The sequence below is a fragment of the Cupriavidus sp. UBA2010 genome (assembly GCF_002335265.1).
Lineage (GTDB): Bacteria > Pseudomonadota > Gammaproteobacteria > Burkholderiales > Burkholderiaceae > Cupriavidus > Cupriavidus metallidurans.
Genome location: NZ_DDCI01000013.1, coordinates 32,724 through 57,480 on the forward strand (window position 1 = coordinate 32,724; position 24,757 = coordinate 57,480).

The following is a 24,757-nucleotide window of genomic DNA, read 5'->3' on the forward strand; positions in this document are numbered from 1 at the left end:
GCCCTTTTCGTTACACTCTTGCCCATGCATCCGATTCACGTCATCGACCGGGGCCGCCAGCCGTATCAGCCCTGTTTCGACGCCATGCGGGACTTCACCGCCACCCGCACGTCCGAGACGCCCGACCAGATCTGGCTGGTCGAGCATCCGCCGGTCTACACGCTTGGCCAGGCCGGCGATCCCGCGCATCTGCTCGCCCCCGACGCCACGATCCCGGTCGTGCAGATCGATCGTGGCGGCCAGATCACATACCACGGACCGGGACAGGTCGTGGCCTACCTGCTGCTCGATTTGCGCCGGCGTCACCTGATGGTGCGCGAGCTCGTGCACGATATCGAGCAGGCGGTGCTGGACACGCTCGCGGCGTATAATCTCGCAGCCGAACGCAAGGCCGGCGCCCCGGGCATCTACCTGTCCGACGGTACGCACCAGGGTGCCAAGATCGCCGCGCTTGGTCTCAAGATCCGCAACGGTTGCAGCTATCACGGCGTCAGCCTTAACGTGCAGATGGACCTGTCACCGTTCCTGCGCATCAATCCCTGCGGTTATGCCGGACTGGAAACGGTCGACATGGCTACCGCGGGCGCCGCCTTCACGGTGGCGGACGATGCCGGCGGCACGGTGCATCGGCCCGTCACCGCGACACAACAACCCGAAATCGCACAACGCCTGGCGGCGGCCCTGTGCGAGGTACTGGCAGCACGCGAAGCGCGTGCCCCGGTACCGGGACAAGCCGCTGCCGAGGCCGCCTGAGCATGGCTAGCCCGGCCCGAATCACAGCCTATATTTACAGCCTACATTGCACGCTGACGCGCGTGCGGAGAACAGTATGAGCGACGCCCCGATCGCCACGTCCAGCGAAGTCACGCAATCCCCTGCCGACTACGATCCGACCAAGAAGCAGAAGTCGGCCGAGAAGACCGCTCGCATCCCCATCAAGATCGTGCCGGCGGAAAAGCTCAAGAAGCCGGACTGGATTCGCGTCAAGGCTGCCACTGGCAATTCGCGCTTCTACGAGATCAAGGACATCCTGCGCGCCAACAATCTCGTGACCGTGTGCGAGGAAGCCAGCTGCCCGAACATCGGTGAATGCTTCGGCAAGGGCACGGCCACGTTCATGATCATGGGTGACAAGTGCACGCGTCGCTGCCCGTTCTGCGACGTGGGCCACGGCCGCCCGGACCCGCTCGACGTGAACGAGCCCGGCAACCTGGCGCGCACGATCGCCCAGCTCAAGCTCAACTACGTGGTGATCACCAGCGTCGACCGCGACGACCTGCGTGACGGTGGCGCCCAGCACTACGTCGACTGCATCTCGCAAACGCGCGAGCTGTCGCCGAACACGCGTATCGAAGTCCTGGTGCCGGACTTCCGCGGCCGCCTGGACCGCGCGCTGGACATCCTGCAGGCATGCCCGCCCGACGTGATGAACCACAACATGGAAACCGTGCCGCGCCTGTACAAGCAGGCCCGCCCCGGCGCTGATTACGCGCATTCGCTGAAGCTGCTGCAGGATTTCAAGCGCCGCAACCCCAATGTGCCGACCAAGTCGGGACTGATGGTGGGTCTGGGCGAAACTGACGAGGAAATCCTCGAAGTCATGCGCGACATGCGCGCCCACGACATCGACATGCTGACGATCGGCCAGTACCTGGCGCCGTCGAATCACCACCTGCCGGTTACGCGCTACGTCCACCCGGACACCTTCAAGATGTTCGAAGAAGAGGCGTACAAGATGGGCTTCACCCACGCCGCCGTCGGCGCAATGGTCCGCAGCTCGTATCACGCTGATCAGCAGGCGCATCAGGCGGGGTTTGCCTGATCGATCGACGTTTTCTTGCGCGTCACGAAAAGCGGCCGGATTCTCCGGCCGCTTTTTTTTGCGCCGTACGTCTCCACACCCTTTCAGCAGTCTTTCCATTGAGGTGATGTGTGAATCTCTTTTGCATCTTCTTGGCGTGTTCTTGTCGCTAACGGTGCATAACTACTTAGGGTCAACACCGAGTGCCGTGCACGGGTAAGTTTCGATACCATGAATTTATCGATAAATCGTCGATGAAATTCGATTGAGTCGCGTCGGCTTCATCGGCGAGTCAGCACCGTGGTCTTGTGGCGCCTACACTGCCTGAGACTGCGGGCTGCAGTTACCTCGCGAGTTCCAAATGCCTCAATGCACTGTCCATCGTCTGGCTGAACAGGCGCTGCTTTACAGCGTCGAGCCGCCGGCGTCGCTCGATGTCCAGCGACGTATCTGGGCGATGGCCGCGCGCGCAGCAGACTGGCGGGGCGTGGTCGACGTGGTGCCGGGCATGAACAACCTCACCGTGACCTTCGATGGCACGGCGGACGTGGCAGCGCTGGAGCGCAACCTGAAGCTCGCCTGGGCTTCGGGAGAGGCACGCAATGCGACGGGCAGGCTCGTGGAAGTCCCGGTCCGCTACGGCGGCGAGTTCGGGCCCGATCTGGCCGATGTGGCCGCCCACACGGGCCTGACACCCGCGGAGGTCGTGCGGCGCCATGCCGCTGGCGAGTACGTGGTCTATTTCCTTGGGTTCCAGCCCGGCTTTACCTACATGGGCGGGCTTGCGCCCGAATTGGCCACGCCGCGCCGCCGCGAGCCGCGTCTGGCCGTGCCCGCCGGCGCGGTGGGTATTGGTGGCGAGCAGACCGGCATCTACCCGGCCGTGCTGCCGGGCGGCTGGCAACTGATCGGGCGTACCGACGCCCAGCTATTCGTGGCTGATCGCGATCCGCCGTCGTTGTTCGCGCCCGGCGATACCGTGCGTTTCGTTGCCGAGGAGATCCTGCTGTGATCGAGATCATTCGACCTGGCGCGCAGGCATCGGTGCAGGACCTCGGTCGTGTGGGTTTTCGCCGCTTCGGCGTGGGCCGCTCGGGCGCGGCTGACGACCTGGCGCTGCGCGTGGGCAATCGCCTGCTTGGCAACGATCCCGGCGCGGCGGCGATCGAGTTCACACTGGGCCGCGCCGCCGTGCGTTTCGAGGCCGACATGCGCGTGGCGCTGACGGGCGCCGAATGCAGCGCGAATCTTGACGGTGTCCCGGTCTGGTCGTGGCACGCGTTCGACGTGCGCCGTGGCGAGACGCTCACGCTGCCGTCGCCGCGCGGCGGCACGCGCACCTATCTCTGCGTGGCCGGTGGCATCGACGTGCCCCTGGTCATGAATTCGCGCAGCACCGATCTCAAGTCCGGCTTTGGCGGCTTTGAAGGCCGCGTGTTGCGTGACGGCGATCGCGTGCCCGTAGGCCGGCCCGGCATCGAGCAGGCGCAGGACTGGGTGGGCGTGGCCGCGCCGGGTTGGGCGCTGCCCGGGCAAGACGGTGGCAATGCCATCGCCATCCGCCTGCTGCCCGGCCCCGAGTACGCCGACTTCGAGCCGGCGTCGCAAGCCGCGCTATGGCAGTCCGAATGGACCATCACGCCGCAAAGCAACCGCATGGGCCTGCGTCTGCAAGGTCCCGCATTGGCACGCCGAGCCGAGCGCTCGGCCGACCTGCTGTCGCACGGCGTGGTGCCGGGCGTGATGCAGGTGCCGCCGTCAGGCCAGCCTATCGCCCTGATGAGCGATGCGCAGACCACGGGCGGCTATCCGAAGATCGGCACTGTAATTGGCGCGGACCTGTGGCGACTGGCGCAGGTGCCGCTGGGCGCGACGGTGCGCTTCCGCCAGGTCACGCTCGAGGAAGCCGCCGCCGCGCAGGCCGAGGTGGACCGCTACCTGCGCCAGATCGACCAGGCACTGGCATGGCAGCGCGACGGCATGCAGATCGCAGCACGGCGCCGCGCGACCACGCGCTTTGTCGCCTGAACGCCCAGACGACGCAACGAACAACGAACTCTGCCCCTACATATCCCCGGAGGACGCACATGCAAATCGATCTGAATGCCGACCTCGGCGAAGGCTGCGGCAACGACGAAGCCCTGCTGGCGCTGATCAGCTCCGCCAACATCGCCTGCGGCTGGCACGCGGGCGATGCCGCCACGATGCTGCAAACCGTGAAATGGGCGTTGGCCAACGAGGTGTCGATCGGCGCGCATCCGAGCTTTCCGGATCGCGAGAACTTCGGCCGCACCGAGATGCAGCGCGATCCCGAGGCGGTCTATGCCGATGTGCTGTACCAGATCGGCGCGCTCGATGCGATGGTGCGCGCGCAGGGCGGCGAACTCGCCCACGTGAAGCCGCATGGCGCGCTCTACAACATGGCCGTGCGCGACGCAAAGCTGTGCGAGGCGATCGTGCGCGCCGTGCGTGACTACGACTCCGACCTGGTCTTCTTTGGCCTGGCCAACAGCCAGATGATCGACATCGCGCGCGCGGCGGGCCTGCGCGTGAAAGAAGAAGTCTTCGCCGACCGTGGCTACAACCCCGATGGCACGCTGGTCAAGCGTGGCACGCCGGGCGCGCTGCACGAGGACGAGGAAGTGGCCCTGAACCAGACGCTGTCGATGATCCGCGACAAGCAGGTGCGCGCGATCGATGGCACCTGGGTACCGATTCGCGCCGAAACCGTGTGTCTGCACGGCGACGGTGCTCACGCGCTTGCCTTCGCGCGCCGCATCCGGGAACGGCTCGGCGCGGAAGGCATTGCCATCCGTGCCGGCAACTGACGGGCCATCACGACAGGCTCACTCACGCGCTGGTTTTGCTCCCCCCAAACCTTATCCGGTGCACTCCATGGAAACCGCACTCAATCTTTGGCCCCTGCTAGGGGTCGGCGTCATCATCCTTGGCTTTGTTCTGCGGTTCAATCCCATGATGGTGGTGGCCGCGGCTGCTATCGTCACCGGATTGGCCGCGTCGATGCCTGTCATGCAGATCTTCACGGCGATCGGCACGGCATTCGTCAAGGCGCGCAACCTGCCGCTGATCATCCTGCTGCCGCTGGCGGTGATCGGCCTGCTCGAGCGTCATGGGCTGCGCGAGCATGCCCAGGCGTGGATCTCGCGAATCGCATCGGCTACCGTTGGCCGCCTGCTGATCGTCTACCTGGGTGTGCGTGAACTCACCGCTGCGGTGGGGCTGACGAGCCTGGGCGGCCATCCGCAGATGGTGCGCCCGCTGCTGGCGCCGATGGCCGAAGGCGCGGCCGAGAACCGGTTCGGTCATCTGCCCGAACCGGTGCGCCAACGCATCCTGGCGTTCTGTGCCGCAACCGACAACGTTGGCCTGTTCTTCGGTGAGGACATCTTTGTGGCCTTCGGCGCCATCGCGCTGATGCACACGTTCCTGCTGTCATCGAACATCGACGTCGAGCCGCTGCACATCGCCGTCTGGGGCATCCCCACCGCCATCTGCGCGTTCCTGATCCATGCCGTGCGCCTGAAGCGCCTCGATGGCTGGCTCGAGCGCGAACTCGGTGGCAAGCAAGCCGCCGGCACGCCGGCCACTGCTGTAGCCAACGCAGCGAAAGGGGAGTAAGCCATGATTGTCTCGATCGACTATCTCTACTGGCTGGCCGGCTTCGTCCTGCTGATCACGGCCCTGATGACGTTCACGGACAAGACGCACCCGCGTCGGCTGTCCACGGGGCTGTTCTGGCTGCTGTACGCGGTCATCTTTCTCGTCGGCGACAAGATCCCGCCCGCGATTGTTGGCGTGGGCGCGGTGGTGATGGCGCTGATCGCCGGATTCGGCGGCGTGGGGCAGGGCAAGCATGGCAGCCTGCCCGACGAAGAGCGTCGCGCCAGCGCGCGCCGCCTGGGCAACAAGCTGTTCATTCCCGCGCTGCTGATCCCGCTGGTCACGGTGCTCGGTACCGTGCTGTTCAAGGATGTGAAGATCGCCGGACTGGCGCTGCTCGATCCGAAGAACGTCACGTTCGTGTCGCTGGGCATCGGCTGTATCGTCTCGCTGATCGTGGTCTGCTGGCTCACACGCGACACGGTGACGCAAAGCATGCGTGAATCGCGTCGCCTGATCGAATCGCTTGGCTGGGCGCTGGTGCTGCCGCAGATGCTGGCGATGCTGGGTCTGGTGTTTGCCGATGCCGGCGTGGGCAAGGCCGTGGCGCACCTGACCACGGCGTACATCAACATGGACTACAAGCTCGTGGCCGTGGCGGTGTACTGCGTGGGCATGGCGCTGTTCACGATCATCATGGGCAACGGCTTTGCCGCGTTCCCGGTGATGACCGGTGGTGTTGGCGTGCCGATCCTGGTCGGCATGTTCAATGCGAACCCGGCCGTGATGGCGGCGATCGGCATGTTCTCCGGCTATTGCGGCACGCTGATGACGCCGATGGCAGCGAACTTCAACATCGTGCCTGCCGCGTTGCTGGAACTGGAAGACAAGAACGCCGTGATCCGCGCGCAGGTGCCTACCGCGCTGTGCATCCTGGTGGCCAATATCATCCTGCTGTACTTCCTGATGTAACCGGAGCCTGACCATGACCACCCGTACTGTCCTGCTGACCGGCTTCGAGCCGTTCGAGAACGAACCGGTGAATCCGTCCTGGGAGGCGGTGCGGGCGCTCGATGGCGAGCGCGTGGGCGATGCCTTGATCGTTGCGCGGCAGTTGCCCTGCGTCTTCGGCAAGGCCATTGAGGCAATGGACGCGCTGGTCGATACGCTACGCCCTGACGTGGTGATCGCCGTCGGGCAGGCCGGCGGCCGCACCGAGCTGTCGATCGAGCGCGTGGCGATCAATGTCGACGATGCCCGCATTGCCGACAACGCCGGAGCCCAGCCGATCGACGCGCCGATCGCCAAGGATGGCCCGGTCGCGTATTTCTCGACCCTGCCGATCAAGGCGATCGTGCGCGACATGCGCGCGGCCGGCGTGCCTGCGATGGTCTCGCAGACCGCAGGTACCTTCGTCTGCAACCATGTCTTCTATGGGCTGATGCACGTGCTTGCCCATCGCAAGACGGGCAGCACCGCGACCACGCGCGGGGGATTCATCCACATTCCCTATCTGCCTGAACAGGCCGCACGCCATCCGGGGGCGCCGAGCCTCGCACTCGATACGCTGATCGCGGGGTTGCGCGTGGCGGTGGCCACGTCGCTATCGACGGACGCGGATATTCGCGAGGGCGGCGGGCAACTGCACTAGCAGGAGCGGAGCGGCCTCAGGATTGCGGCCGCTTCGATTCCTGCTGCGCTTCCGTCGCGGCCGCCACCGCGCGCTCGGTGGCGCGGCGCCTCGCGCGCCGCACCAGCCGGCGTCGCACGCTGGCCTGCTCGAATCGCCAGATGATGTAGAAGAACGCCAGGAGCGGCCATAGCCAGCCCAGCCATTGCGCGAGGCTGTTGAAATGGATAAAGCGGCCCATGCGCCAGCCTTGCTCCGAAATCCAAGCGTACGGGTTCGACGGCAGCACGTTGGTCAGCACGATCAGCGTCGCCAGCGCCAGCGTGGCGAGGATCGCCCGCAGCCAGCGTGGCAGGCGCAACAGCAGCACCAGCACCAGCGAACTCGTCAGCAGCGCGAAGCGCCCCCCCTCGGACAGCCAGTTGAAGGCGTTGTCGTCCGGGAACTGCAGCTCGGCTACCGCGGCCTTGATGATGAGCGCGGCAGTCAGCAGGCCCGCCAGGATGCGCAGCATCGGCGCGGTGCGCCGCATGGCGATCGAGGCGAACAGGCCGGTGCCGATCCAGCTCGATGCTGTGACCATCGTCTCCAGCATCAACTGGCCCTGCATATCGTCAGGGCGCAGACCGATGTTGTCCTGCCATGCGATCAGCGCAGGGAAGTAGGCCTGCACCAGCTCCATCGGCCACGAGTCCGGGTCGGTCAGCCATTCCCGCACGATCCCGCCCATGCCGAACAGATGCTCCTGCGGGAAGATCTGCGCGAACGGCCAGAGCAGGATCAGGATGATCGCGAAGCTCGCGTACGGCTCGAACCACGCGTAGCGCAGTCGCGTCAGGGTGCCGCGGTCCACCAGCGCACTGGTGAACGGCGCCACCACGGCCGCGCCGAGCAGTGAGCCCAGCGCATTCGTGATCAGGTCAATGTTCGAGGAGATGCGCGTTGGCAGCCAGGTCTGCAGCGCCTCCATCGAGCCGGACAGCAGCGCGCCGGCCACCAGCGCGATCAGCGTGGCCCGCGCGCCGGACACGCGCGGATGCAGAGACAGCACAACGAGCGCGCCGAACGGGCAGTAGCCGAGCACATTGGTCAGCAGATCGAACTCGGTGATGTAGCGCGGCTTCGGCGCGGTCAGGAAGGCGAATGCCGAGACGCCGTTGTTGACCCATCCGGTGAACGGATAGAGGCTCGCGTACACCACGAGCAGTGTGAAGCAGAGCAGGCCCACGCGCGCCACCGGCGAGTGACGCGGCAGCAGCGCGACTTCGAGTTCGGACTGGCGCGTGTCCTCCGGTTGGCTCCGCTGCGGCTCCGGAGGCTCTGGGGAGTGGGGAGAGGGCGGGGGCGTTGCCTGTGCCATGACTACGGTAGGACGTCGAACGATGTGACCGACACGGCTACCACTCTACGCTCATCGGCGCTGCGGGGCCGGCGGCGCGGTCGATGCCTGCGCGCCATCGAGCGGGAGCGTCGCGGTCCAGTCTAGGATCGCGGCGATCACGGCATCGACGCTGGTCGAAAGTGCCTTGACGCCACCCTGGCCGTCCGCGCTTGGCGCCGGCTGTTCGGCGACGAACGTTTTCTGTCCGATCAAGCCCTTGTGGTAGACCGTGGCGCGGGCTCGAACCACGCCGCGGCTGCTGGTCGGGGAGTCGAAGACCTGTTCGAAGGCGAGCAGATCAACCTTGAGCGCCGGGATCGTCGTATCGCCCGACCATGACAGCGGGCCGCGAGCGGCCACAGCGTCGCGGAGGCGATCGTTGAACAGGTGCTGCGGGGAGTCTACCCAACGCTGCGTCGAGTACGCCTGCAGTCGCTGTGCCTGCGTGTACTGGAGCCGGTAGTAGATGCCGCTGCCGTCCATCCAGATCGGCCCGTCGGTCTGCGTGATGCGCAGCTTTGGCAACGGTGCCGGCGGCTGAGATGGCGCCGCTGCCAGCGGGCCGAAATCATAGGTGGTCGAAGGCGGCTGCGAGGACAGCACGCTGCAACCCGACAGCGCGATCAGCAGGCCCAGCGCGGTGAATCGGAGAGCGGAGGCGATGGTCATGGTGAATTTCCGTCGAGTTACCGTCAAATGTGGGGCCCTGCGGATCAGGGCGCCTTGAAACCCGGCTCGCCCGGGCCAGGCGTGAGCGATGGTCCACCGAACAGCACGCTGCTTGGCTTGTCGTTGAACTGGCTAGCGGCGCGGTCGATGCTGCGCACCGCCTGGCGTGACTCGCGTGCCAGTCCGTTGATCTGTGGCAGCGTTTCCTGATTCACGATAGTGGTGGTGGACTGTACTGAATCGGCAGCCACCTGCAGGTCGTTGCCAACGCGGTTGACCGTGCGCATGACCGTGCCGTCGGGGTTGCCGATCTCATCGGTCAGCCGCTTCGTCGACACCAGCGCTGCGTTCAGGTTGTCCACGGCCTTGGGCAGCTTCTCGGCGGCCGGCTGCAGGGTCGACTTCAGATGCGAGTAGTCGTCTGCGGTCTTGTGCACGGCCCGGATGGCCGCCATCAACTCGTCGCGGTTGGCGGGCTGGAACATGCTGTCGAGCGATGCCATCAGTGTTTCGGCCTGCGTCAGCAGTGAATCGCCGCGCTTTTCCAGTTCCTCGAAGAAACCGGGCCGCATCACGATGCGCGCGGGCTCGCGTGCCGACGTCTTCAACGGCGGCGAGCTCGTCGTGTCGCCCTCCGTGCGCTCGGAATCGTCGAGCTGCACGTAGGCAATGCCGGTCACGCCCTGAAAGCCTAGCGTGGCATACGTGGTGCGCGTGATTGGCGTGTCATGGTTGATGCTGATACGGACGATGATCTGGCCCGGCACCTGCGGATCGAACTTGATCGACAAGACCTTGCCGACCTCGAGTCCGCGATATTTCACGTCGGCCTGCGGCCCCAGTCCGTTCACCGTCGATCGCGTGATCAGGTCGTACGGCACGCGCACGGTGTGATCGCTGCTGAACCAGAACAGCGAAACGGAAACCAGGATGGCAAGGCCGATGGTGAACACGCCGGCCAGGAAGGCGTTTGACTTGTTTTCCATCAGACTTCTCCAGGATGCGCGTCCGGCGCGCCGGGGCCCTTGGGAGCCGGCAGCGCCTGGAGCGCGCGCTGGGCGCGTTCGCCCAGGAAATATTCGCGAATGAATGGGTGGTCGACCTTGATCACCTCGGGAATTGGCGCAGCGGCCAGCACTCGATGGTCGGCCAGCACGGCCACGCGATCGGACAGCGCCACCAGCGTGTCGAGGTCGTGCGTGATCATGACCACGGTCAGGCCGAGCTCACGGCGCAGTTCGCGGATCAGGGCCACATAGTCGTCCGAGGCCATCGGGTCGAGGCCGGCGGTCGGCTCGTCCAGAAACACCAGCTCGGGTTCCAGCGCCAGCGCGCGGGCCAGCCCGACGCGCTTGATCATGCCGCCGGACAGGTCGGACGGCATCTTGTCGGCGTCCTTGGCGGAGAGCCCCACCAGTTGCAGCTTGAGCAGCGATGCCCGGCAGATGAGATCGTCCGGCAGCGCGCGCATTTCGCGCAGCGGCAGCGCGACATTGTCGATCACCGACAGCGCGGAGAACAGCGCGCCACGCTGGAACTGCAGCCCCCAGCGGCTGCGCAGGGCCTGCAACTGGTCAGCGGACAGTTCCGCGGGATTCTCACCGAAGACCCGGATCGTGCCCGAGGTCGGACGGTCCAGGCCGACGATCTGGCGCAGCAGCACGGTCTTGCCCGAGCCAGACCCGCCAACGATCGACAGCACCTCGCCGCGATAGACCTCGAGGTTCAGATCCTTGTGAACCACGTTGTCGCCGAAGCGCTTCTCGAGGTTGCGCACCTCGATGATCGTCTCGCGCGGGGTGCCGCGCTCAATGGTTGGACTCATATGCCGATGTCCTTGAACAGGATCGCGAACACGGCGTCGGCGATGATGACCACGGTGATCGACGTCACCACCGACGCGGTCGTGCCCTGGCCCAGGCTCTGCGTATTGGGTTTGACGCGCAGGCCGAAGTGGCAGGCTGTCAGCGCGATCAGCATGCCGAAGACCACGCCCTTGCACAGGCCGAACCACAGGTTGGCAACCGGCACGGCATCGGGCAACTGGCGCAGGAAGTACACGTAGCTGATGTCGAGCTGCAGGCGCGCGGCGACCATGCCGCCGAACAGCGCCAGCAGGTCGGTCCAGGCGACGAGCAGTGGCATGGAGATGGCCAGTGCGATCACGCGCGGCATGACCAGCCGGAAGCCATGGGAAATCCCCATCACGGACATCGCGTCGAGTTCCTCGGTCACCCGCATCACGCCGATCTGCGCGGTGATGGCCGAGCCGGAGCGGCCGGCGATCAGGATCGCGGCCAGCACCGGACCGAGCTCGCGGATAACGGCCATGCCGAGAATATTGACGATGAACGTGCTGGCGCCAAATATCCGCAACTGATTGGCCGACAGGTAGGACAGCACGATGCCGATCAGGAAGGCGACCAGCGCCGTGATGCCGAGCGCCTTGTAGCCGACGTTGTAGATATTCGCGGAGATTTCGCGCCAGGGGCCGCGATGCGGCGCGCGCAGGAAGCGCAGCAGGTCGAATACCAGTTGCCCGAGCATCGTGACGCCGACGCCGAGCTGGGCCAGAAACGACAGCACGCTCGCACCGACGATCGTCACCGGGTTGAAGCGTTCGACCATGTGCTTCTTCCATCCCTCGGTGCGCAGGCCGGCGATGCGCGCGAACACGCGCTTCTGGCCGTCATTGAGCGACACGTTGTCAGGCATGTGGCCATTCCAGGCCTGCCAGATCAGTTGTGCGCCGATATGGTCGAGGCGCGTGATGCCATCGAGGGACCACTCGGCGTGGCGCGGCGCCTCGGACAGTTCGTGCAGTTGCGCGCGCAGGCCACGTGCTTCATGGCATCCGGCTAGCGCAACGGCCGTCCACTCTCCCTGCAACTGCACGCGGAAGTCGGTGTCCTGGCGCGATATCTCAATGACGGGTGTCGGCTGGCGTTCCAAATGAGGCTGATGTGATGGGCGAGTCTCGATTCTATGCTACTGGCCGCCCGCATGGCGATCAGACACCTTCTGACACGGTGGCGGCTACAATCTCGCCAGACCGCGCCGCGCGGGTTTGATTCCCTGAAATTCCCCGAATTTCGAGTTCCTTGCTTTCGACATGTCAGAAGCCCCCGACCGTTCCCCATCCGCCCCCGACTGGCGCATCGATGCCGATTCCCTGCATCGCGAGCTTGGAGCGGGTGCCGCGCACGCCTGGGCCGTCGAGGTGGTCGAGGAAACCGGCTCGACCAATGCCGACCTGACCCTGGCTTGCCGTGCCGCGCCATGGTCGGACGATGCGTGCAGCGTGCGGGTGGCCTATCGCCAGACAGCGGGCCGTGGCCGGCATGGCCGCCCGTGGCGGGGGCAAGCTGGCCTGACTTTCTCGGTGGCGATGCCGCTGGCGCTGGCGCCAGCGCGCCTGAGCGGACTGAGTCTTGCCGTCGGACTGGCGCTGGCCGAGGCGCTGGAGGACGTGGACGCGGCGCTTGGCGCGCGCGTTGGCCTGAAATGGCCGAACGATCTCCAGATCGACGGCCGCAAGCTGTCGGGCATCCTGATCGAATCGGTACCTGCCGGGCCGGAGCGGGTCTGGGCCGTGATCGGCATTGGCCTGAATCTGGTGCGTGACCCGGAGATGGAAGCCGCCCTGGGCCGCGATCTGGCTGGCGTGGCCGAGGCCATGACGACGTTCGATCCGCAACGGGACCCGACGCGCATCCTGGCTGCGATCGCGAACCGGTTGGCGCGGATGCGCGAGGCATTCCTGGTGGATGGCTTCGCGCCGATGGCGTCGCGCTGGTCTGCGCGGGATGCATTCCGCGATGAGCCGGTGCGCCTGCTGCACGATGGCGTGGTGCAGGCCGAAGGGCTGGCGCGTGGCGTGGATGGCGAAGGCTACCTGCTGCTGCACACGCCCGAGGGGCTGCAGCGCATCGCCAGTGGCGAAGTCTCGCTGCGCGGAGCCGGTGCATGAGTCGGCTCCTGATCGACATCGGCAACACACGCCTCAAATGGGCGTGGTGCGATGACGCGCCCGTGGCTGCGGAGCATGTCGTCGAGGGTGGCGCGGTTCTGCCCTCGCCTTGGCGACACGGCGGCGCGGCGGCGCACGCCGTGCCGGCGGAACGCTCGGCGCTGGTCGGCACATGGCGGCAACTCGCCGCCGGGACCACGCCCGAGATCTGGATCGCCAACGTGGCCGGCCCGACCATCGCGGCGGCCATGGAAGCCGTGATGGAAGACGCATTTGGCGCGGTGTCGCCACATTGGGTACGTACCACGGCCGCGCACGGCGACCTCGTCAACGGCTATCGCGAGCCCACGCAGCTTGGCGTGGACCGCTGGGTCGGCAGTATCGGCGCGCACCGGTGGTTGCCCGGCGAGACCCTGCTGATCGTGACGGCGGGCACGGCCACCACACTCGATATCGTCACGGCCACGGCGGATGGCGCCCGCTTCGAGGGCGGGCTGATCCTGCCCGGCCTCGAACTGATGCTCGGCACGCTGGCCCGCAATACTGCGCAATTGCCTGAACTCGATGTGCTCGACACCGGCGCGGGCGCCGAACGAGCCGTTCGGGCGTTGGGCGCGGACAACACTCACGATGCGATCGCGGCTGGCTGTCTGGCCGCGCAGGCCGGTGCCATCGAGCGTTCCTGGCGTGCGCTCGCGGGACGCGGCCCGGTCCGCTGCCTGCTCTCGGGCGGCGCGCGGCACGCGGTGGCTGGCGCGCTCGCGATGCCGTTCGAGATGCACGATAATCTCGTGCTGCTCGGGTTGCACGCCATGGCGCTGCCTGCCTGACATACCTGCGCAACCCCTATCCGTCGCCTGTCATTCGTCACCATGCTCCGCAAAGGTTTCAACGCCCTGCTGCTGATCCTGCTGCTCGTCAACCTTTGGCTTGCGGCGGCCGTGGCCGGCAAGTTCGGCCCGGAGCCACTGGCCGGGTGGGCAGAAAGCCCGCGCGAGCCGCAACGCCTGGGGCAACAGGCGCGGGTGGAGCGGATGCAGATCCAGCCGCCGAGGGCGGCGGCGGCCGCAGAGGAGGCAGTGGATCCGGCATCGTCCCCGGCCGTGCCACGCGCGGCCCAGCCGGCGGCCATCTCCAGCACCGCGCGGACATCCGCCGATAGTTGCATGGAGGTGGGCGGCTTCACGGCGCAGAACGTGCAGCGCGCGATCGAGGACCTGAAGGCGATTGCCGTGACCGCACCCCTGCCGATGGAGCAGTTCGAGCGATCGGAGCAGGTGCGGTGGTGGGTTCATCTGCCGGCCCAGCCGACGCGCGAGAACGCCGATCGAAAGCTGGCGGAGCTGCGTCGCCGCAAGGTCACCGACGTATCGGTGGTGGCGGGCGAGAATCCCGAGTCGTACACGGTTTCGCTCGGACTGTTCCGTGACCGCGAGCGTGCCGACAAATTCCTGGAAGTGTTGCGCGGGCAGGGCGTGCGCACCGCGCAGATCAGCGATGCGCCGAGAGCGATCGCGCGGCAGTGGCTGCGCGTGGCGCACGCCGACGATGCCGTGCGCGCGCGGATGGACGAAGTGAGGCTGCGCTATGGCGGCGATGTGCTGCAGGACTGCCGCCCGGTGACCCAGGCGCGCGGCGAGCCAGTCGCGGCGCGCGCCGAGGGTTAAGAGGTGGTTTCAAAATGAAGCGAAGCGGTTCTGGCTGGACGCGGGGCCGCAGACAGTACCAGTCGTACGGCAAGGCCCTGCAACGACGCCAGAGTCTTTCTGAAACGGCTTCTAAATGCCGGCTCAGCCGCCGCGTACCTTCGTCAGCAGCTTGGTGGTCGAGCGGTCGTGCAGGAACTGGATCGCGTACGCCTGTCCGCCCCAGCTACGCACCAGCCGCGTTTCCTCCAGCGTGTCGATGTCGTAGTCGCCGCCCTTCACATAAACGTCCGGCCGCACCAGCCGGATCAGTTCCACCGGTGTCTTCTCGCGGAACATCGCCACCAGATCCACAGACGCAAGCGCGGCCAGCAGCGCCATGCGGTCGGCATCGTGATTGAGCGGGCGGTCGTCGCCCTTGCCGAGCATCTTCACCGAAGCGTCGCTGTTCACCCCGACCACCAGGCTGGCGCCCATCGCGCGCGCCTGCGCCAGATACGTGGCGTGGCCGCGGTGGAGGATGTCGAACACGCCGTTGGTGAAGACCAGCGGGCGCGGCAGCTTTGCCACTGCGGCGTGCAGGGCCGCGACATCGTCGGCGGGGACCAGCTTGGATTCGAAGGCGGGTGCGTTCATGGGTCGTGGAGAAAGAAAAACCCCATCGTATCCGATGGGGTTTGGCATGTTCAGGCGCTCAAGCGGGGTCGGAACACTCAGGCCTGGGCAGGCTGGGCACCGCCGCCCTGCAGGCTGACGTTCAGTTCCTTGCGGTAGCGGTTCAGGTCCTGCACCGTGTCGAACGTGCGCTCGAACAGCAGCGACATGTTGTGCAGAATCCGCTCGATGACCTTCTTTTCCCAGATCTCGTCGAAGCGGATCTGTTCGTCGAGCCAGTGCTCGAGCCAGTCCGGATCGGGCAGGCGGGACTGCACCGTGTCGTTCGGGAACAGCGCCTTGTTCACGTGCAGGTTGGTCGGGTGCAGCGGCTTTTCCGTGCGACGGGCCGACGCCATCAGCACGCCGATCTTGGCGAACGCGGCACGCGCGTTGTCGCCAAACTGGTTCAGGTACTTCTTCATGTAGCGCAGGTAGGCGCCGCCATGGCGTGCCTCGTCCTGCGACAGCGTGCGGTAGATATGCTTGATCACCGGTTCCGAGTGCCATTCGGCGGCACGGCGGTACCAGTGGTTCAGGCGAATCTCGCCGCAGAAATGCAGCATCAACGTTTCCAGCGGCGGAGCCGGATCGAACTCGAAGCGCACGGCGTGCAGCTCTTCCTCGGTCGGCACCAGGTCCGGACGGAAACGGCGCAGGTACTCCATCAGCACCAGCGAGTGCTTCTGTTCCTCGAAGAACCAGATGCTCATGAACGCCGAAAAGTCGGAGTCGTGGCGGTTGTCGCGCAGGAACATCTCCGTGGCGGGCAGGGCCGACCATTCGGTGATGGCATTCATGCGGATGGTTTTCGCCTGGTCGTCAGTGAGCAGGCTGGCGTCGAAGGTATCCCAGGGGATGTCCTTGTCCATATGCCAGCGGACCGCCTCCAACGATTTGAACAGTTCGGGGTAGAGCATGCTAAGCCTTTGAAATTACGGGCGGATTCTACCAGACAAGAATTATTCTCGAATGATTTCTCTACTCCGTTGTAGCCCGGATCGTAGCGATTTCAATCGGATTGCCGCTTGTTGTCGCAAAAAGTGGCGCTATTGCGACACTTCTGTCACTTCTTTTTTGACCGGCGTGGTTTCCGGCACCACACCATAGAGGAAAGCGGCGATCTGGTCGCCCTGGGCGGCCGCGTCACGTTCGCCCAGCGCCAGCAAGGCCTGGGTGAACTCGGGTTCGAACAACAGATAGCTCGCGAACGCGGCGCCGCGCGCCTCGGTGCCGCCCAGTGGCGACAGGAACGCGCGCACGGTGCGTGGCAGGCGATTCAGGTGCTCGGCCGCGATGGCCTCGATCGGCTCGCTGGGTGAAATCGTCATGACCTGCACTGGGCGCCAGCCTTCGGTGTCGTTGGCCATCTCGGGCATCCGCGACAGCAGCCGGTTGATGTGCATGAGTCGCTCGATGTCGGCCTGCAGGCCATCCAGGAAGATGCTGGCCAGGGCCTGGCCGCCAACCTGCGCCAGCGACGGATAGCCGCCTGATGGCACGGTATCGAACCAGCCGGCCCGCTGGCGCGACGCGGCGCCGATGGCCAGGATGCGCGACGCGCCAAGGTGAATCGCGGGCGATAGCGGCGACATCTGCCGCATCGTGCCGTCGCCGAACCATTCGTGATGGCCTTCGAGTTCGAGCGGTATGGCCGGGAACAGGAACGGAATCGAGGCCGATGCCAGCAGGTGATCGACGCCAATCGCGGACTCCACGGCCATGCGCTGGCTGCGTTGCCATCCGTGGATACGGCGGTGAGACTGATAGAACGTGACATGGCGGCCGGTGCTGTACGACAGCGCCGTGACCGCGAAGGCTTGCAGTACGCCGGCGTCCAGACTGGCCTGGACGCGCTCCGGCTCGAACAGCTCGGTCAGGAAGCTGCCGAGCGGCGCATTGTCGAACAGCGCGCGTGGCGATGACCGCCGCGTGACCCAGCCGAAGGCCAGCGAGGACAGCCATCGCGCGCCGGAAACGCCCACGCGCAGCACGTCGGTCCGGTAGACGTCGTCGGCGTGCAGGCTGTGCCAGAGCGCTGACAGCTTGTCCGTGGCCGCGCGGAAGTCGGCGGCGCCGACCGCCAGGCCCGCGCCATTGATCGCACCCGCGGATGTCCCGGCGATGATGCCGAACGGCAGCGGGCAATGCGCCAGCCCAAGACGTGCGGCGATCTTCGCGATGCCGGACAGCACACCGGCCTGGTACGCGGCCCGCGCGCCACCGCCCATCATCACCAGAGCGGTGCTCTGGCGCTGGCGGGCGCGGGCCGAAGCCTCCGCCGAATGTGCGGAGAGCGCGCTCACTCGAACGTGTCCTCCGGCGTGCCGGGCGCGGGTGGGGTCTGAGGCTTGGCCGTTGATTTCCCGGCCGGTGCCTTTCGGGCTGCGGGTTTCTTTGCAGACGACTTGCCCGATGTCTTCGCCGCTGGCTTTGTCGCCGATTTTGCGGATTTCCTGGCTACGGTCTTTGTTCCCGCCTTCTTCGTCCCGGACGTCTTCGCCCCCTTGGGCGTAGGGCCGGACTTGTTATCGCCGGCGCTCGTGGCGCTCTTGGTGCTCGTAGCAGACTCGCTGCCTGCCGGGCCGACGCTGAAGCCACCAAGGTTGCTGAACGGCGTGACATTGGCCGCCGCTGCCGCGCTGCTGGCGATCTGGTTGAACTGTTGCTGCATCAGGTCCCACCACAGCGATGCATTGGGCGGCACCGGGGCGGGTCCGGTGGAAGTGGCCGAGGCTTCGGCACCAGCTTCGGGGCCGGATTCGGGCGGCGCGTCGATGTCGTCATCGGCGGGCTCGTCATTTTCCGCATCGGCTTGTGCTTCCGAGACCGTCTTGCCGGTGCCGTACTCGTGATGCGGCGCGGCGCTCGGCGCGCTGGCGGCGCGCGCCACGTTTTCCATCGCGCTCTGCATGGCATCGGGGGAGAGCGCGCTGCCAAACGTCTGCAGCGCCACCAGCGTGGCGCGTTGCACTTCAAGGCCCTGGATGGTCGTGCGCAACAGGCTCGAGTTGAGCTGCAGCCAGCTTTCCACTGCCTTGAGGTCGTGAATCCGCTTGTCGATGCCCTCGAGATCCATCGGGGGCGTCATCGCGCTCAGGCCGGGCATCAGCCCGCTGGGCATTCCGCTGCCGGAAGCCCAGAGCTTGCGAAGGAACTCGTAGCTGTTGGTGAAATCGGGTAACTGTCCGAACATGGTCGCGCAACTCCGTCTGACATGGTCGTCCCGAACCGTGAGCAGGACGATCGGTTACTTGAATTCGGGCGGCCGCTTCTGACGCAGGCTCGCCATGCCTTCGTGCACGTCGGGGCCGGCAAAGCCCATGAATTCGAGCGCCAGCGAGGTATCGAACGCGGGTCCGGCCATACGCAGCCAGTTGTTGAGCGCGTACTTGGTCCAGCGGATGGCGGTCTGCGATCCGGCCGCAAGCCGGTTGGCCACCTCGAACGCTTTCGCGACCAGTTCGTCTTCCTCCACCGCCAGCGACACCAGGCCGATCCGCTCGGCTTCCTCGCCGCTGACCGACTCGCACAGCATCAGATAGTACTTGGCCTTGGCCATTCCGCACAGCAACGGCCAGACGATGGCGGCATGATCGCCGGCGGCCACACCCAGCCGGGTATGGCCATCCACGATGCGCGCGGTCTTTGCCGCGATCGAGATATCGGCCAGCAGCCCGGCTACCAGCCCCGCGCCAACGGCCGGGCCATGCATCGCGGAGACGATCGGCTTGTCGCAGTTGATGACGTTGTAGACCAGGTCACGTGCCTCATGCCAGACGCGGGTGCGCGTCTCGAAATCATTGGCCATCTCCTCGACCAGCCCGAGGTCGCCGCCGGCCGAGAAGCCCTTGCCTTCGCCACGGATCAGCGCCACGCGGATTTCGGGTTCTGCCGAAATATCACGCCAGATCTCGGCCAGTTCGCGGTGCATGGAGGCGTCGGCGGTGGCCAGTTTCTGGTTGGCCGATTGGGCCGCGCCCATGATCACCTCGAGGATGGGGCCGTGGCGGCGCAGGGTCAGGGCGCGATAGCGCGCCAGGCGCGGGGGCAGGGTATTGGCGTCGGAAGTGGTCATTTGGGCGGGTATCGAAGAAGTTTCGGGCCGCCGGGCAGGGGACTGGATGTCCGAAAGAGGCGAAGGAGCGCGAAGGGACGCAAGGAAGACGCGTCGAATGCAATTCCCCGACCGGCTGGTCGGGGAATTATAGGCCCAGGAACGCCTGGCGCGGCAAGGCTTGCGTGCCTTAGAGGCGCTATCAAAAAGATTCTGGCGTTGTTGCGCGGCCTTGGCCAGTCCACTTGTACTGTCTGCGGCCGCGCCCTTGCAGGGCGCGCATGTGCTCGCAGGCACGTGCCGTTCCGCAGGCGGCTCGCATACGAGCCGAAACCCCTGCTTCACCCTAGCCAGAACCGCTTCGCTTCATTTTGATAGCGCCTCTTATGGGCCGGTGCCCGTTATGGCGCGGCCACCACCTGGTCGATTGCGCCGAAGATCGACTTGTGTTCGGCGTCGAACATCTCGATACGGACGGCATCGCCGTACTTCATGAACTCGGTCTCGGGCTTGCCGCTGTCGATCGTCTCGATCATGCGTTTTTCGGCGATGCAGCAGTACCCCTTGCTGCGATCGACGTTCGAAATCGTGCCCGAGCCGACGATGCTGCCCGCGCGCACGTTGCGCGTCCTGCAGATGTGGGCAATCAGCTGGCCGAAGTCGAACACCATATCGGTGCCGCAGTCGGGCGAGCCCACCTTCTTGCTGTTCCAGTGGACCACCATCGGGCGATGCACGCGGCGCTCGCGCCAGGCGTCGCCGAGTTCGTCCGGCGTGACCGCCACCGGCGAAAACGCCGTGGCCGGCTTGCTCTGGAAGAAGCCGAAGCCTTTGCCGAGTTCGGCCGGGATCAGGTTGCGTAGCGAAACATCGTTGGCCAGCATCACCAGCCGGATGGCCTCCCCGGCCTGGTCGGGGGTGGCGCCCATGCGCACGTCGCCGGTGATCACGGCCACTTCGGCCTCGAAATCGATGCCGAAGGCCTCGCTGGCGCAGACGATGTCGTCCTGCGGGCCGATGAAGTCGTCGGAGCCGCCCTGGTACATCAGCGGGTCGGTCCAGAACTCGGGTGGCATCTCGGCGCCGCGCGCCTTGCGTACCAGTTCCACGTGGTTCACGTAGGCCGAGCCGTCGGCCCACTGGTACGCGCGCGGCAGCGGCGCCATGCAGTCCTTGGTCTGGAACGGGAACGGGTGGCGTGACCGGCCGGCGTTCAGCGCGTCATACAGGTCCTGGAGCTGCGGCGCGTAGAAGGCCCAGTCGTCGAGCACAGTCTGGAGCTTGCCTGCGATATCGGTGGCGAAGTGCGCGGTTTTCAAGTCGCGCGAGACAACGACGAGCTGGCCGTCGCGCGAACCATCCTTCAGGGTGGCGAGTTTCATGCGGAGTCGAACATAGGCAAATCGGATGGGCCACAGTCTACCGGAGCGGCGCGGGCGCACCGTATAGAATGGCCGGCAATACCGATACGCTTGCCAGGAACGCATGACCGCAGCCGAAGACGACGATACCCGGGACGATATTGCCGATGACACCAGGCGTGCCGGCATCCAGTCCATCGAGGTGGGATTCCGGCTGCTGCAGGCGCTGGCCGCGTCGCCGCGCGCGATGATGCTGCGCGACCTGGCCGCGGCGGCGGACATGAGTCCGGCCAAGGCGCACCGCTATCTGGTCAGCTTCCAGCGGCTGGGCGCCGTGACGCAGGACGCCGTGAGCCAGCGCTACGACCTTGGCCCGTTCGCGCTGCAGCTTGGCCTGGCCGGGCTGAACCGGCTTGACCCGGTGCGCAAGGCGCGCCCGATCCTGTCGCAGCTGCGTGACGAGATCGACCAGACGGCCGGTATCGCCGTGTGGGGCAACCACGGGCCGACCATCGTCCACTGGGAGGAATCGAGCCAGCCGGTCAGCGCCAGCCTGCGGCTCGGTGACGTCATGCCGATGCTTAACTCGGCCACGGGCCGCCTTTATGGGGCTTATCTGTCGCGCCGCCAGACGCTGCCGCTGATCGAGCGGGAACTGGCCACGCGTGGCACCGTCCCACTGCCTGACATGCCGGTATCGCTGGACGAATATGACGCGATCTGCGCGGACGTGCGAGAGCACGGCGCGGCACGCACGCGCGGCGGGGTGTTGCCGGGCATCAATGCGATCTCCACGCCCGTGTTCGACGCGAATGGCCATCTGGCGATGGCGCTGATCGTGCTCGGCGCGCAGAGCGTATTCGATGCAGAATGGGGCGGTATGGTGGATCGGCGCGTGCGCGATATCGCCCGGCAAATCTCTTCGGAACTCGGTTACCTTGACGGCAGCCAACGGGCCGGACAAACCGGTCAAACCTCGTAGTCGGTCGCGGGGCGGCATGCTGAGCTGGTGGCAGCGCCGTCGCAGATGGATTGTGGTCATTCTGTTGGTGGTGGCCGCCCATTTGCTGGCGCTGCTGCGTCTGGTTCATGCGCCGGCGCCGAGCCTGCCCGATATCGAGCCGAGCCCTACGCTCAGCGCCATCCTGCTGCCGCCGCCCAAGCCACCGGCTCCGCCGGCGCCTCCTCCGCCCGTGCCCGCGCCACGACCGGCGCCGCAACCGCCAGCCCCTTCAGCACCCCCAAAACCTGCGCCACCGGAGTCCGCGCCGGCACTCGCCACGGCGGAAAGCGGCCAGACCGCGGCAACCACCGGATCAGGCGGAGAGGGATCGGCGGCGGCCGCGCCGCCCGCAGTGACGCCGGCAACCCCAGCCGCCCCACCGAGCCCGCCCGCGCCCAGGTACGACGCACCGCCGTCGGTGGTGCTGCGCTACGCCAGTTTCGTCAACGGCGTGCAGAACCCCGATGGCCGGATCACGTGGCAGCAGGACGGTCAGCACTACCGGCTGGCGGTGGAAACCCGCGTGCTCTGGTTCCGCTTCGCGTTCCAGAGCACGGGCGACATAAGCGACGGGGGATTGAATCCCACCCGTTACGAGGAAGCCCGGCGCAGCAAGGTCGAAGTCGCCCGCTTTGATCGCACGGCAGGCACAGTGGTGTTTGAAACGCGTGGCGGACAGGTGCCAATGCCGTCAGCATTCCAGGACCGCTTCAGCGTGTTCCTGCAACTGGTTGGGTGGGCGCGGGGCGATCCGCAGCGCTACGCGACCCCGGGCGTGACGGAGACGTTCAACGTGTCCGACACGCGGGAAGTGGAAGTCATGCAGGTGCAGTACGTTGGCGAACAGGACATTGATATCGGTATCGACAGGGTGCGCACGAAGCACTTCGTGCGCCTGCCGCGCCACCCGAACGACAAACGCAAGGTGGAAATCTGGCTGGCGCCGTCCCTGAACTGGATGCCGGCGCGTCTGCGTCAGACGGAGCCTGATGGCACTCAGATCGATCTCGTCTATCGTAGTAGTGAGACACATTGACGAATGCGCCTTGGGAGCCGGTGGGTGGCGCCATGACCGTACGGAGACTGACATATGTCTGACACTTCCGCATCGACCGCGTCGCAAACGAACCGGCTTCAGGTCGGGGATGTGCATTTGCAAGTGCGCGTCGATGGTGCCGAAGGCCCTTGGGTGATCCTGGCCCATGCGCTCGGTGCGAATCTGACTTTGTGGGATGACACCGCGCGGCACCTTGCCGCACGCTATCGCGTGCTGCGTTTCGACATGCGGGGCCATGGTGGTAGCGATGCGCCGGTGGGCGCCTACACCATGGCGCGGCTGGCCGACGACGTGGTGGCGCTGATGGACGAACTCGATATCGCGCAGGCCCACTTCTGTGGGGTGTCGGTGGGCGGCATGGTGGCGCAGACGTTGGGCGTGCGCCATCCGGAGCGGCTGTTGTCGCTGACGCTGGTGGACACGATTCACCACACGCCGCTGGAAGCCCGGGCGATGTGGGCCGACCGGATCGGACAGGTGGAAGCGCATGGCATGCGCGGGACCGTCGAGTCGACGTTGAATCGGTGGCTGACCGCACCGTTCCGCGAGCGGCACCCAGAAATCGTCGAGAGAATCAGGAAAATGTTGCTGGAAACACCGGTGCGCGGCTATGTTGGTGTAGCGCAGGCGATCGAAGCCTTCGATCTGGCCCGCGCGATCTCCCGGATTCACTGTCCGACGCTGGTGGTGGTCGGCGACAAGGACGAGGGCTCGCCGGTGTCGATCGCCGAAGCCATCGCCAATGAGATTCACGGTTCAAGGCTGGAAGTGCTGCCGGACGCGGCGCACCTGTCATTCATCGAACAACCGGAACGCTTCCATGCGATCTTCGACGCGTTCCTGGGACACGCGGCTTGTGGCGGCCAGTGTGATATTCCGTAACGCCATTGGAAATATCGCAACACAGTAGTGCACGGCGCTCAAGAAACTTGCAGGCTGCGCCGATGCCCAATGTAAGAGGGCAGCAATGGCACGACAAGGTCCGCCCGGTCGTACAACTTGAATTACGGGCGACTACCCTCAGCTTGGAGAGGAAATCGCGTCAATTCCACAGGCCTTGTGCCGGGAGCGCAGCAATGCGCGGAGTTGCCGCTAACTATGCCAGGAGGAAAGTGCGATGCAAATGATCTACAACAGCGACAATTACTGCATTGTCGAGTTTGGAGCAGACGTCGAGCATGCGACCCTTGCCTCGGGCGGTTACGAGATCGTCGACAAGAATCTGAAACGCGAAATTTTCCTCGGTGGCCTGATGGCCGAGACCTTCCGCGCCGATGTGACGCGTTTGATCGAGAGCGAACCCTCCGTGGAAGAAGTCGACGAGTTTCTCGGCAAATTCGATACGGTGATGAACAACCCGCTGGTCATGCACTGACCACTGGCGCGTCGCATCACACCGGGAGGCGCGGCAGCGGTAGACCGTTTGTCCGCTTCCAAAAACAAACGCCCGCTTATGCGGGCGTTACTGTCTTCTCAGAAGTCGCGAAATCAGATCAATACTGTTCCCAGGGTAGCCCGTCGTGACGCCAGCCGTTGACCGTGTTGCGATGGCGCTGGGCGTCGAGGTCGCCTTCGAATCCATGCAGTACGCAGTAGATAGTGGCGAATCCGGCGCCTTCCAGCGCGCGAGCGGCTGCGGACGACCGGTTGCCGCTGCGGCAGATCAGCACGACCGGGCGGGCCGAGGCTTGCCCGGCCAGTTTTTTTACCGCCTGCACGAAGTGCGGATTGACTTCCCAGTCGGGGCCGTCGTTCCAGGGAACGTTGTGCGCCCCGCGGGGATGACCGACGAACAGGTATTCCATCTCGCTGCGGCAGTCGATGAACAGTGCATCGGGCTCGCCTTCGAGCAAGGTCCGGGCGTCGTTGGGGCTGAGGGTTTGCATGGTGCGGATAAGCGTGACGAA

27 protein-coding genes are annotated in these 24,757 nt (G+C 65.8%); 15 read left to right on the forward strand and 12 right to left on the reverse strand.

All coding sequences use genetic code 11. The features are described from left to right. Window positions 1-24 precede the first annotated feature (24 nt). The 8 genes from lipB (at window position 25) to pcp (ending at window position 7,073) form a co-directional block, all read left to right on the forward strand. On the forward strand, window positions 25-753 hold the full coding sequence (gene lipB / locus B2246_RS08735) for a lipoyl(octanoyl) transferase LipB (protein ID WP_286880100.1): 729 nt from the start codon (window positions 25-27) through the stop codon (window positions 751-753). Window positions 754-829: 76 nt separating this feature from the next. After that, entirely contained in the window at window positions 830-1,822 is a 993-nt protein-coding gene (gene lipA, locus B2246_RS08740; protein WP_008646626.1) for a lipoyl synthase, read from the forward strand. A gap of 340 nt (window positions 1,823-2,162) precedes the next feature. Next, a complete protein-coding gene (pxpB, locus tag B2246_RS08745) occupies window positions 2,163-2,813 on the forward strand; it encodes a 5-oxoprolinase subunit PxpB (protein WP_008646610.1) in 651 nt (216 codons plus the stop codon). Continuing rightward, window positions 2,810-3,829, forward strand: coding sequence for a biotin-dependent carboxyltransferase family protein (locus tag B2246_RS08750; protein WP_286880098.1), 1,020 nt, complete (start codon window positions 2,810-2,812; stop codon window positions 3,827-3,829). Before pxpB ends, B2246_RS08750 begins: the two co-directional genes overlap by 4 nt. Window positions 3,830-3,888: 59 nt before the next feature. Continuing rightward, a complete protein-coding gene (pxpA, locus tag B2246_RS08755; RefSeq protein WP_008646606.1) occupies window positions 3,889-4,629 on the forward strand; it encodes a 5-oxoprolinase subunit PxpA in 741 nt (246 codons plus the stop codon). Between the two features lie 67 nt (window positions 4,630-4,696). Then, complete coding sequence (locus tag B2246_RS08760) at window positions 4,697-5,440, forward strand: DUF969 domain-containing protein (RefSeq protein WP_008646604.1); 744 nt, start codon at window positions 4,697-4,699, stop codon at window positions 5,438-5,440. Window positions 5,441-5,443: 3 nt separating this feature from the next. Beyond that, window positions 5,444-6,394, forward strand: coding sequence for a DUF979 domain-containing protein (locus B2246_RS08765; RefSeq protein WP_035881231.1), 951 nt, complete (start codon window positions 5,444-5,446; stop codon window positions 6,392-6,394). Between the two features lie 13 nt (window positions 6,395-6,407). Then, window positions 6,408-7,073, forward strand: a complete 666-nt coding sequence (pcp, locus tag B2246_RS08770) for a pyroglutamyl-peptidase I (RefSeq protein WP_008646602.1) — start codon at window positions 6,408-6,410, stop codon at window positions 7,071-7,073. Window positions 7,074-7,089: 16 nt separating this feature from the next. On the opposite strand, the gene B2246_RS08775 is transcribed toward pcp, so the two are convergent. From B2246_RS08775 to B2246_RS08795, 5 genes are read right to left on the reverse strand one after another with little or no spacing between them, the layout of a single operon-like run. After that, a complete protein-coding gene (locus tag B2246_RS08775) occupies window positions 7,090-8,412 on the reverse strand; it encodes a VanZ family protein (RefSeq protein ID WP_035881232.1) in 1,323 nt (440 codons plus the stop codon). A 51-nt stretch (window positions 8,413-8,463) separates the two neighbouring features. Continuing rightward, window positions 8,464-9,102 (reverse strand): ABC-type transport auxiliary lipoprotein family protein, encoded by a 639-nt coding sequence (locus B2246_RS08780; protein ID WP_008648920.1) that lies wholly within the window; start codon window positions 9,100-9,102, stop codon window positions 8,464-8,466. 44 nt (window positions 9,103-9,146) lie between these two features. After that, a complete protein-coding gene (locus B2246_RS08785) occupies window positions 9,147-10,088 on the reverse strand; it encodes an MlaD family protein (RefSeq protein WP_008648921.1) in 942 nt (313 codons plus the stop codon). Beyond that, a complete protein-coding gene (locus B2246_RS08790; protein ID WP_008648922.1) occupies window positions 10,088-10,927 on the reverse strand; it encodes an ABC transporter ATP-binding protein in 840 nt (279 codons plus the stop codon). Before B2246_RS08790 ends, B2246_RS08785 begins: the two co-directional genes overlap by 1 nt. Continuing rightward, entirely contained in the window at window positions 10,924-12,054 is a 1,131-nt protein-coding gene (locus B2246_RS08795) for an MlaE family ABC transporter permease (RefSeq protein ID WP_008648923.1), read from the reverse strand. Before B2246_RS08795 ends, B2246_RS08790 begins: the two co-directional genes overlap by 4 nt. Window positions 12,055-12,214: 160 nt before the next feature. Between B2246_RS08795 and B2246_RS08800 the strand changes: the two genes are divergently transcribed. From B2246_RS08800 to B2246_RS08810, 3 genes are read left to right on the forward strand one after another with little or no spacing between them, the layout of a single operon-like run. Further along, window positions 12,215-13,072: a biotin--[acetyl-CoA-carboxylase] ligase gene (locus tag B2246_RS08800; RefSeq protein ID WP_008648924.1), complete on the forward strand. Its 858-nt coding sequence runs from the start codon at window positions 12,215-12,217 to the stop codon at window positions 13,070-13,072. Next, window positions 13,069-13,902, forward strand: a complete 834-nt coding sequence (locus tag B2246_RS08805) for a type III pantothenate kinase (RefSeq protein ID WP_011514998.1) — start codon at window positions 13,069-13,071, stop codon at window positions 13,900-13,902. The genes B2246_RS08800 and B2246_RS08805 overlap by 4 nt, the downstream gene beginning before the upstream one ends. Before the next feature lie 42 nt (window positions 13,903-13,944). Beyond that, window positions 13,945-14,739: an SPOR domain-containing protein gene (locus tag B2246_RS08810; protein WP_186425517.1), complete on the forward strand. Its 795-nt coding sequence runs from the start codon at window positions 13,945-13,947 to the stop codon at window positions 14,737-14,739. Window positions 14,740-14,862: 123 nt separating this feature from the next. Here B2246_RS08810 and rfaE2 read toward each other — a convergent pair whose 3' ends face one another. From rfaE2 to B2246_RS08840, 6 genes are all read right to left on the reverse strand, one after another. Beyond that, window positions 14,863-15,354, reverse strand: coding sequence for a D-glycero-beta-D-manno-heptose 1-phosphate adenylyltransferase (rfaE2, locus tag B2246_RS08815; RefSeq protein ID WP_008648234.1), 492 nt, complete (start codon window positions 15,352-15,354; stop codon window positions 14,863-14,865). A 77-nt stretch (window positions 15,355-15,431) separates the two neighbouring features. After that, window positions 15,432-16,292 (reverse strand): hypothetical protein, encoded by an 861-nt coding sequence (locus tag B2246_RS08820; protein WP_008648236.1) that lies wholly within the window; start codon window positions 16,290-16,292, stop codon window positions 15,432-15,434. 129 nt (window positions 16,293-16,421) lie between these two features. Then, window positions 16,422-17,606, reverse strand: a complete 1,185-nt coding sequence (locus tag B2246_RS08825; protein ID WP_234706927.1) for a patatin-like phospholipase family protein — start codon at window positions 17,604-17,606, stop codon at window positions 16,422-16,424. A 68-nt stretch (window positions 17,607-17,674) separates the two neighbouring features. Further along, window positions 17,675-18,568 (reverse strand): PhaM family polyhydroxyalkanoate granule multifunctional regulatory protein, encoded by an 894-nt coding sequence (locus tag B2246_RS08830; RefSeq protein ID WP_286880084.1) that lies wholly within the window; start codon window positions 18,566-18,568, stop codon window positions 17,675-17,677. Between the two features lie 54 nt (window positions 18,569-18,622). Continuing rightward, on the reverse strand, window positions 18,623-19,450 hold the full coding sequence (locus B2246_RS08835) for an enoyl-CoA hydratase/isomerase family protein (RefSeq protein WP_008648241.1): 828 nt from the start codon (window positions 19,448-19,450) through the stop codon (window positions 18,623-18,625). A 380-nt stretch (window positions 19,451-19,830) separates the two neighbouring features. Next, on the reverse strand, window positions 19,831-20,811 hold the full coding sequence (locus tag B2246_RS08840) for a fumarylacetoacetate hydrolase family protein (RefSeq protein ID WP_008648243.1): 981 nt from the start codon (window positions 20,809-20,811) through the stop codon (window positions 19,831-19,833). Window positions 20,812-20,914: 103 nt separating this feature from the next. On the opposite strand from B2246_RS08840, the gene B2246_RS08845 reads away from it, so the two are divergent. The 4 genes from B2246_RS08845 (at window position 20,915) to B2246_RS08860 (ending at window position 24,225) form a co-directional block, all read left to right on the forward strand. Further along, window positions 20,915-21,772: an IclR family transcriptional regulator gene (locus tag B2246_RS08845; protein ID WP_286880082.1), complete on the forward strand. Its 858-nt coding sequence runs from the start codon at window positions 20,915-20,917 to the stop codon at window positions 21,770-21,772. Window positions 21,773-21,824: 52 nt separating this feature from the next. Then, window positions 21,825-22,829, forward strand: a complete 1,005-nt coding sequence (locus B2246_RS08850) for a DUF3108 domain-containing protein (protein ID WP_286880080.1) — start codon at window positions 21,825-21,827, stop codon at window positions 22,827-22,829. A 54-nt stretch (window positions 22,830-22,883) separates the two neighbouring features. Further along, a complete protein-coding gene (pcaD, locus tag B2246_RS08855; RefSeq protein ID WP_035881239.1) occupies window positions 22,884-23,732 on the forward strand; it encodes a 3-oxoadipate enol-lactonase in 849 nt (282 codons plus the stop codon). A gap of 235 nt (window positions 23,733-23,967) precedes the next feature. Continuing rightward, window positions 23,968-24,225, forward strand: a complete 258-nt coding sequence (locus B2246_RS08860; protein WP_008644526.1) for a BTH_I0359 family protein — start codon at window positions 23,968-23,970, stop codon at window positions 24,223-24,225. 118 nt (window positions 24,226-24,343) lie between these two features. Here the strand turns inward: B2246_RS08860 and B2246_RS08865 are convergent, their stop codons facing one another. After that, window positions 24,344-24,736, reverse strand: coding sequence for a rhodanese-like domain-containing protein (locus tag B2246_RS08865; protein WP_008644527.1), 393 nt, complete (start codon window positions 24,734-24,736; stop codon window positions 24,344-24,346). Window positions 24,737-24,757 lie beyond the last annotated feature (21 nt).

Bases quoted from the DNA above. Each gene is read 5' to 3' on its own strand.
- lipB (WP_286880100.1), top strand. From the start codon at position 25: ATGCATCCGATTCACGTCATCGACCGGGGCCGCCAGCCGTATCAGCCC.
- lipA (WP_008646626.1), top strand. From the start codon at position 830: ATGAGCGACGCCCCGATCGCCACGTCCAGCGAAGTCACGCAATCCCCT.
- pxpB (WP_008646610.1), top strand. From the start codon at position 2,163: ATGCCTCAATGCACTGTCCATCGTCTGGCTGAACAGGCGCTGCTTTAC.
- pxpA (WP_008646606.1), top strand. From the start codon at position 3,889: ATGCAAATCGATCTGAATGCCGACCTCGGCGAAGGCTGCGGCAACGAC.
- B2246_RS08760 (WP_008646604.1), top strand. From the start codon at position 4,697: ATGGAAACCGCACTCAATCTTTGGCCCCTGCTAGGGGTCGGCGTCATC.
- B2246_RS08765 (WP_035881231.1), top strand. From the start codon at position 5,444: ATGATTGTCTCGATCGACTATCTCTACTGGCTGGCCGGCTTCGTCCTG.
- pcp (WP_008646602.1), top strand. From the start codon at position 6,408: ATGACCACCCGTACTGTCCTGCTGACCGGCTTCGAGCCGTTCGAGAAC.
- B2246_RS08775 (WP_035881232.1), bottom strand. From the start codon at position 8,412: ATGGCACAGGCAACGCCCCCGCCCTCTCCCCACTCCCCAGAGCCTCCG.
- B2246_RS08780 (WP_008648920.1), bottom strand. From the start codon at position 9,102: ATGACCATCGCCTCCGCTCTCCGATTCACCGCGCTGGGCCTGCTGATC.
- B2246_RS08785 (WP_008648921.1), bottom strand. From the start codon at position 10,088: ATGGAAAACAAGTCAAACGCCTTCCTGGCCGGCGTGTTCACCATCGGC.
- B2246_RS08790 (WP_008648922.1), bottom strand. From the start codon at position 10,927: ATGAGTCCAACCATTGAGCGCGGCACCCCGCGCGAGACGATCATCGAG.
- B2246_RS08800 (WP_008648924.1), top strand. From the start codon at position 12,215: ATGTCAGAAGCCCCCGACCGTTCCCCATCCGCCCCCGACTGGCGCATC.
- B2246_RS08805 (WP_011514998.1), top strand. From the start codon at position 13,069: ATGAGTCGGCTCCTGATCGACATCGGCAACACACGCCTCAAATGGGCG.
- B2246_RS08810 (WP_186425517.1), top strand. From the start codon at position 13,945: ATGCTCCGCAAAGGTTTCAACGCCCTGCTGCTGATCCTGCTGCTCGTC.
- rfaE2 (WP_008648234.1), bottom strand. From the start codon at position 15,354: ATGAACGCACCCGCCTTCGAATCCAAGCTGGTCCCCGCCGACGATGTC.
- B2246_RS08820 (WP_008648236.1), bottom strand. From the start codon at position 16,292: ATGCTCTACCCCGAACTGTTCAAATCGTTGGAGGCGGTCCGCTGGCAT.
- B2246_RS08825 (WP_234706927.1), bottom strand. From the start codon at position 17,606: ATGATGGGCGGTGGCGCGCGGGCCGCGTACCAGGCCGGTGTGCTGTCC.
- B2246_RS08830 (WP_286880084.1), bottom strand. From the start codon at position 18,568: ATGTTCGGACAGTTACCCGATTTCACCAACAGCTACGAGTTCCTTCGC.
- B2246_RS08835 (WP_008648241.1), bottom strand. From the start codon at position 19,450: ATGACCACTTCCGACGCCAATACCCTGCCCCCGCGCCTGGCGCGCTAT.
- B2246_RS08840 (WP_008648243.1), bottom strand. From the start codon at position 20,811: ATGAAACTCGCCACCCTGAAGGATGGTTCGCGCGACGGCCAGCTCGTC.
- B2246_RS08845 (WP_286880082.1), top strand. From the start codon at position 20,915: ATGACCGCAGCCGAAGACGACGATACCCGGGACGATATTGCCGATGAC.
- pcaD (WP_035881239.1), top strand. From the start codon at position 22,884: ATGTCTGACACTTCCGCATCGACCGCGTCGCAAACGAACCGGCTTCAG.
- B2246_RS08860 (WP_008644526.1), top strand. From the start codon at position 23,968: ATGCAAATGATCTACAACAGCGACAATTACTGCATTGTCGAGTTTGGA.
- B2246_RS08865 (WP_008644527.1), bottom strand. From the start codon at position 24,736: ATGCAAACCCTCAGCCCCAACGACGCCCGGACCTTGCTCGAAGGCGAG.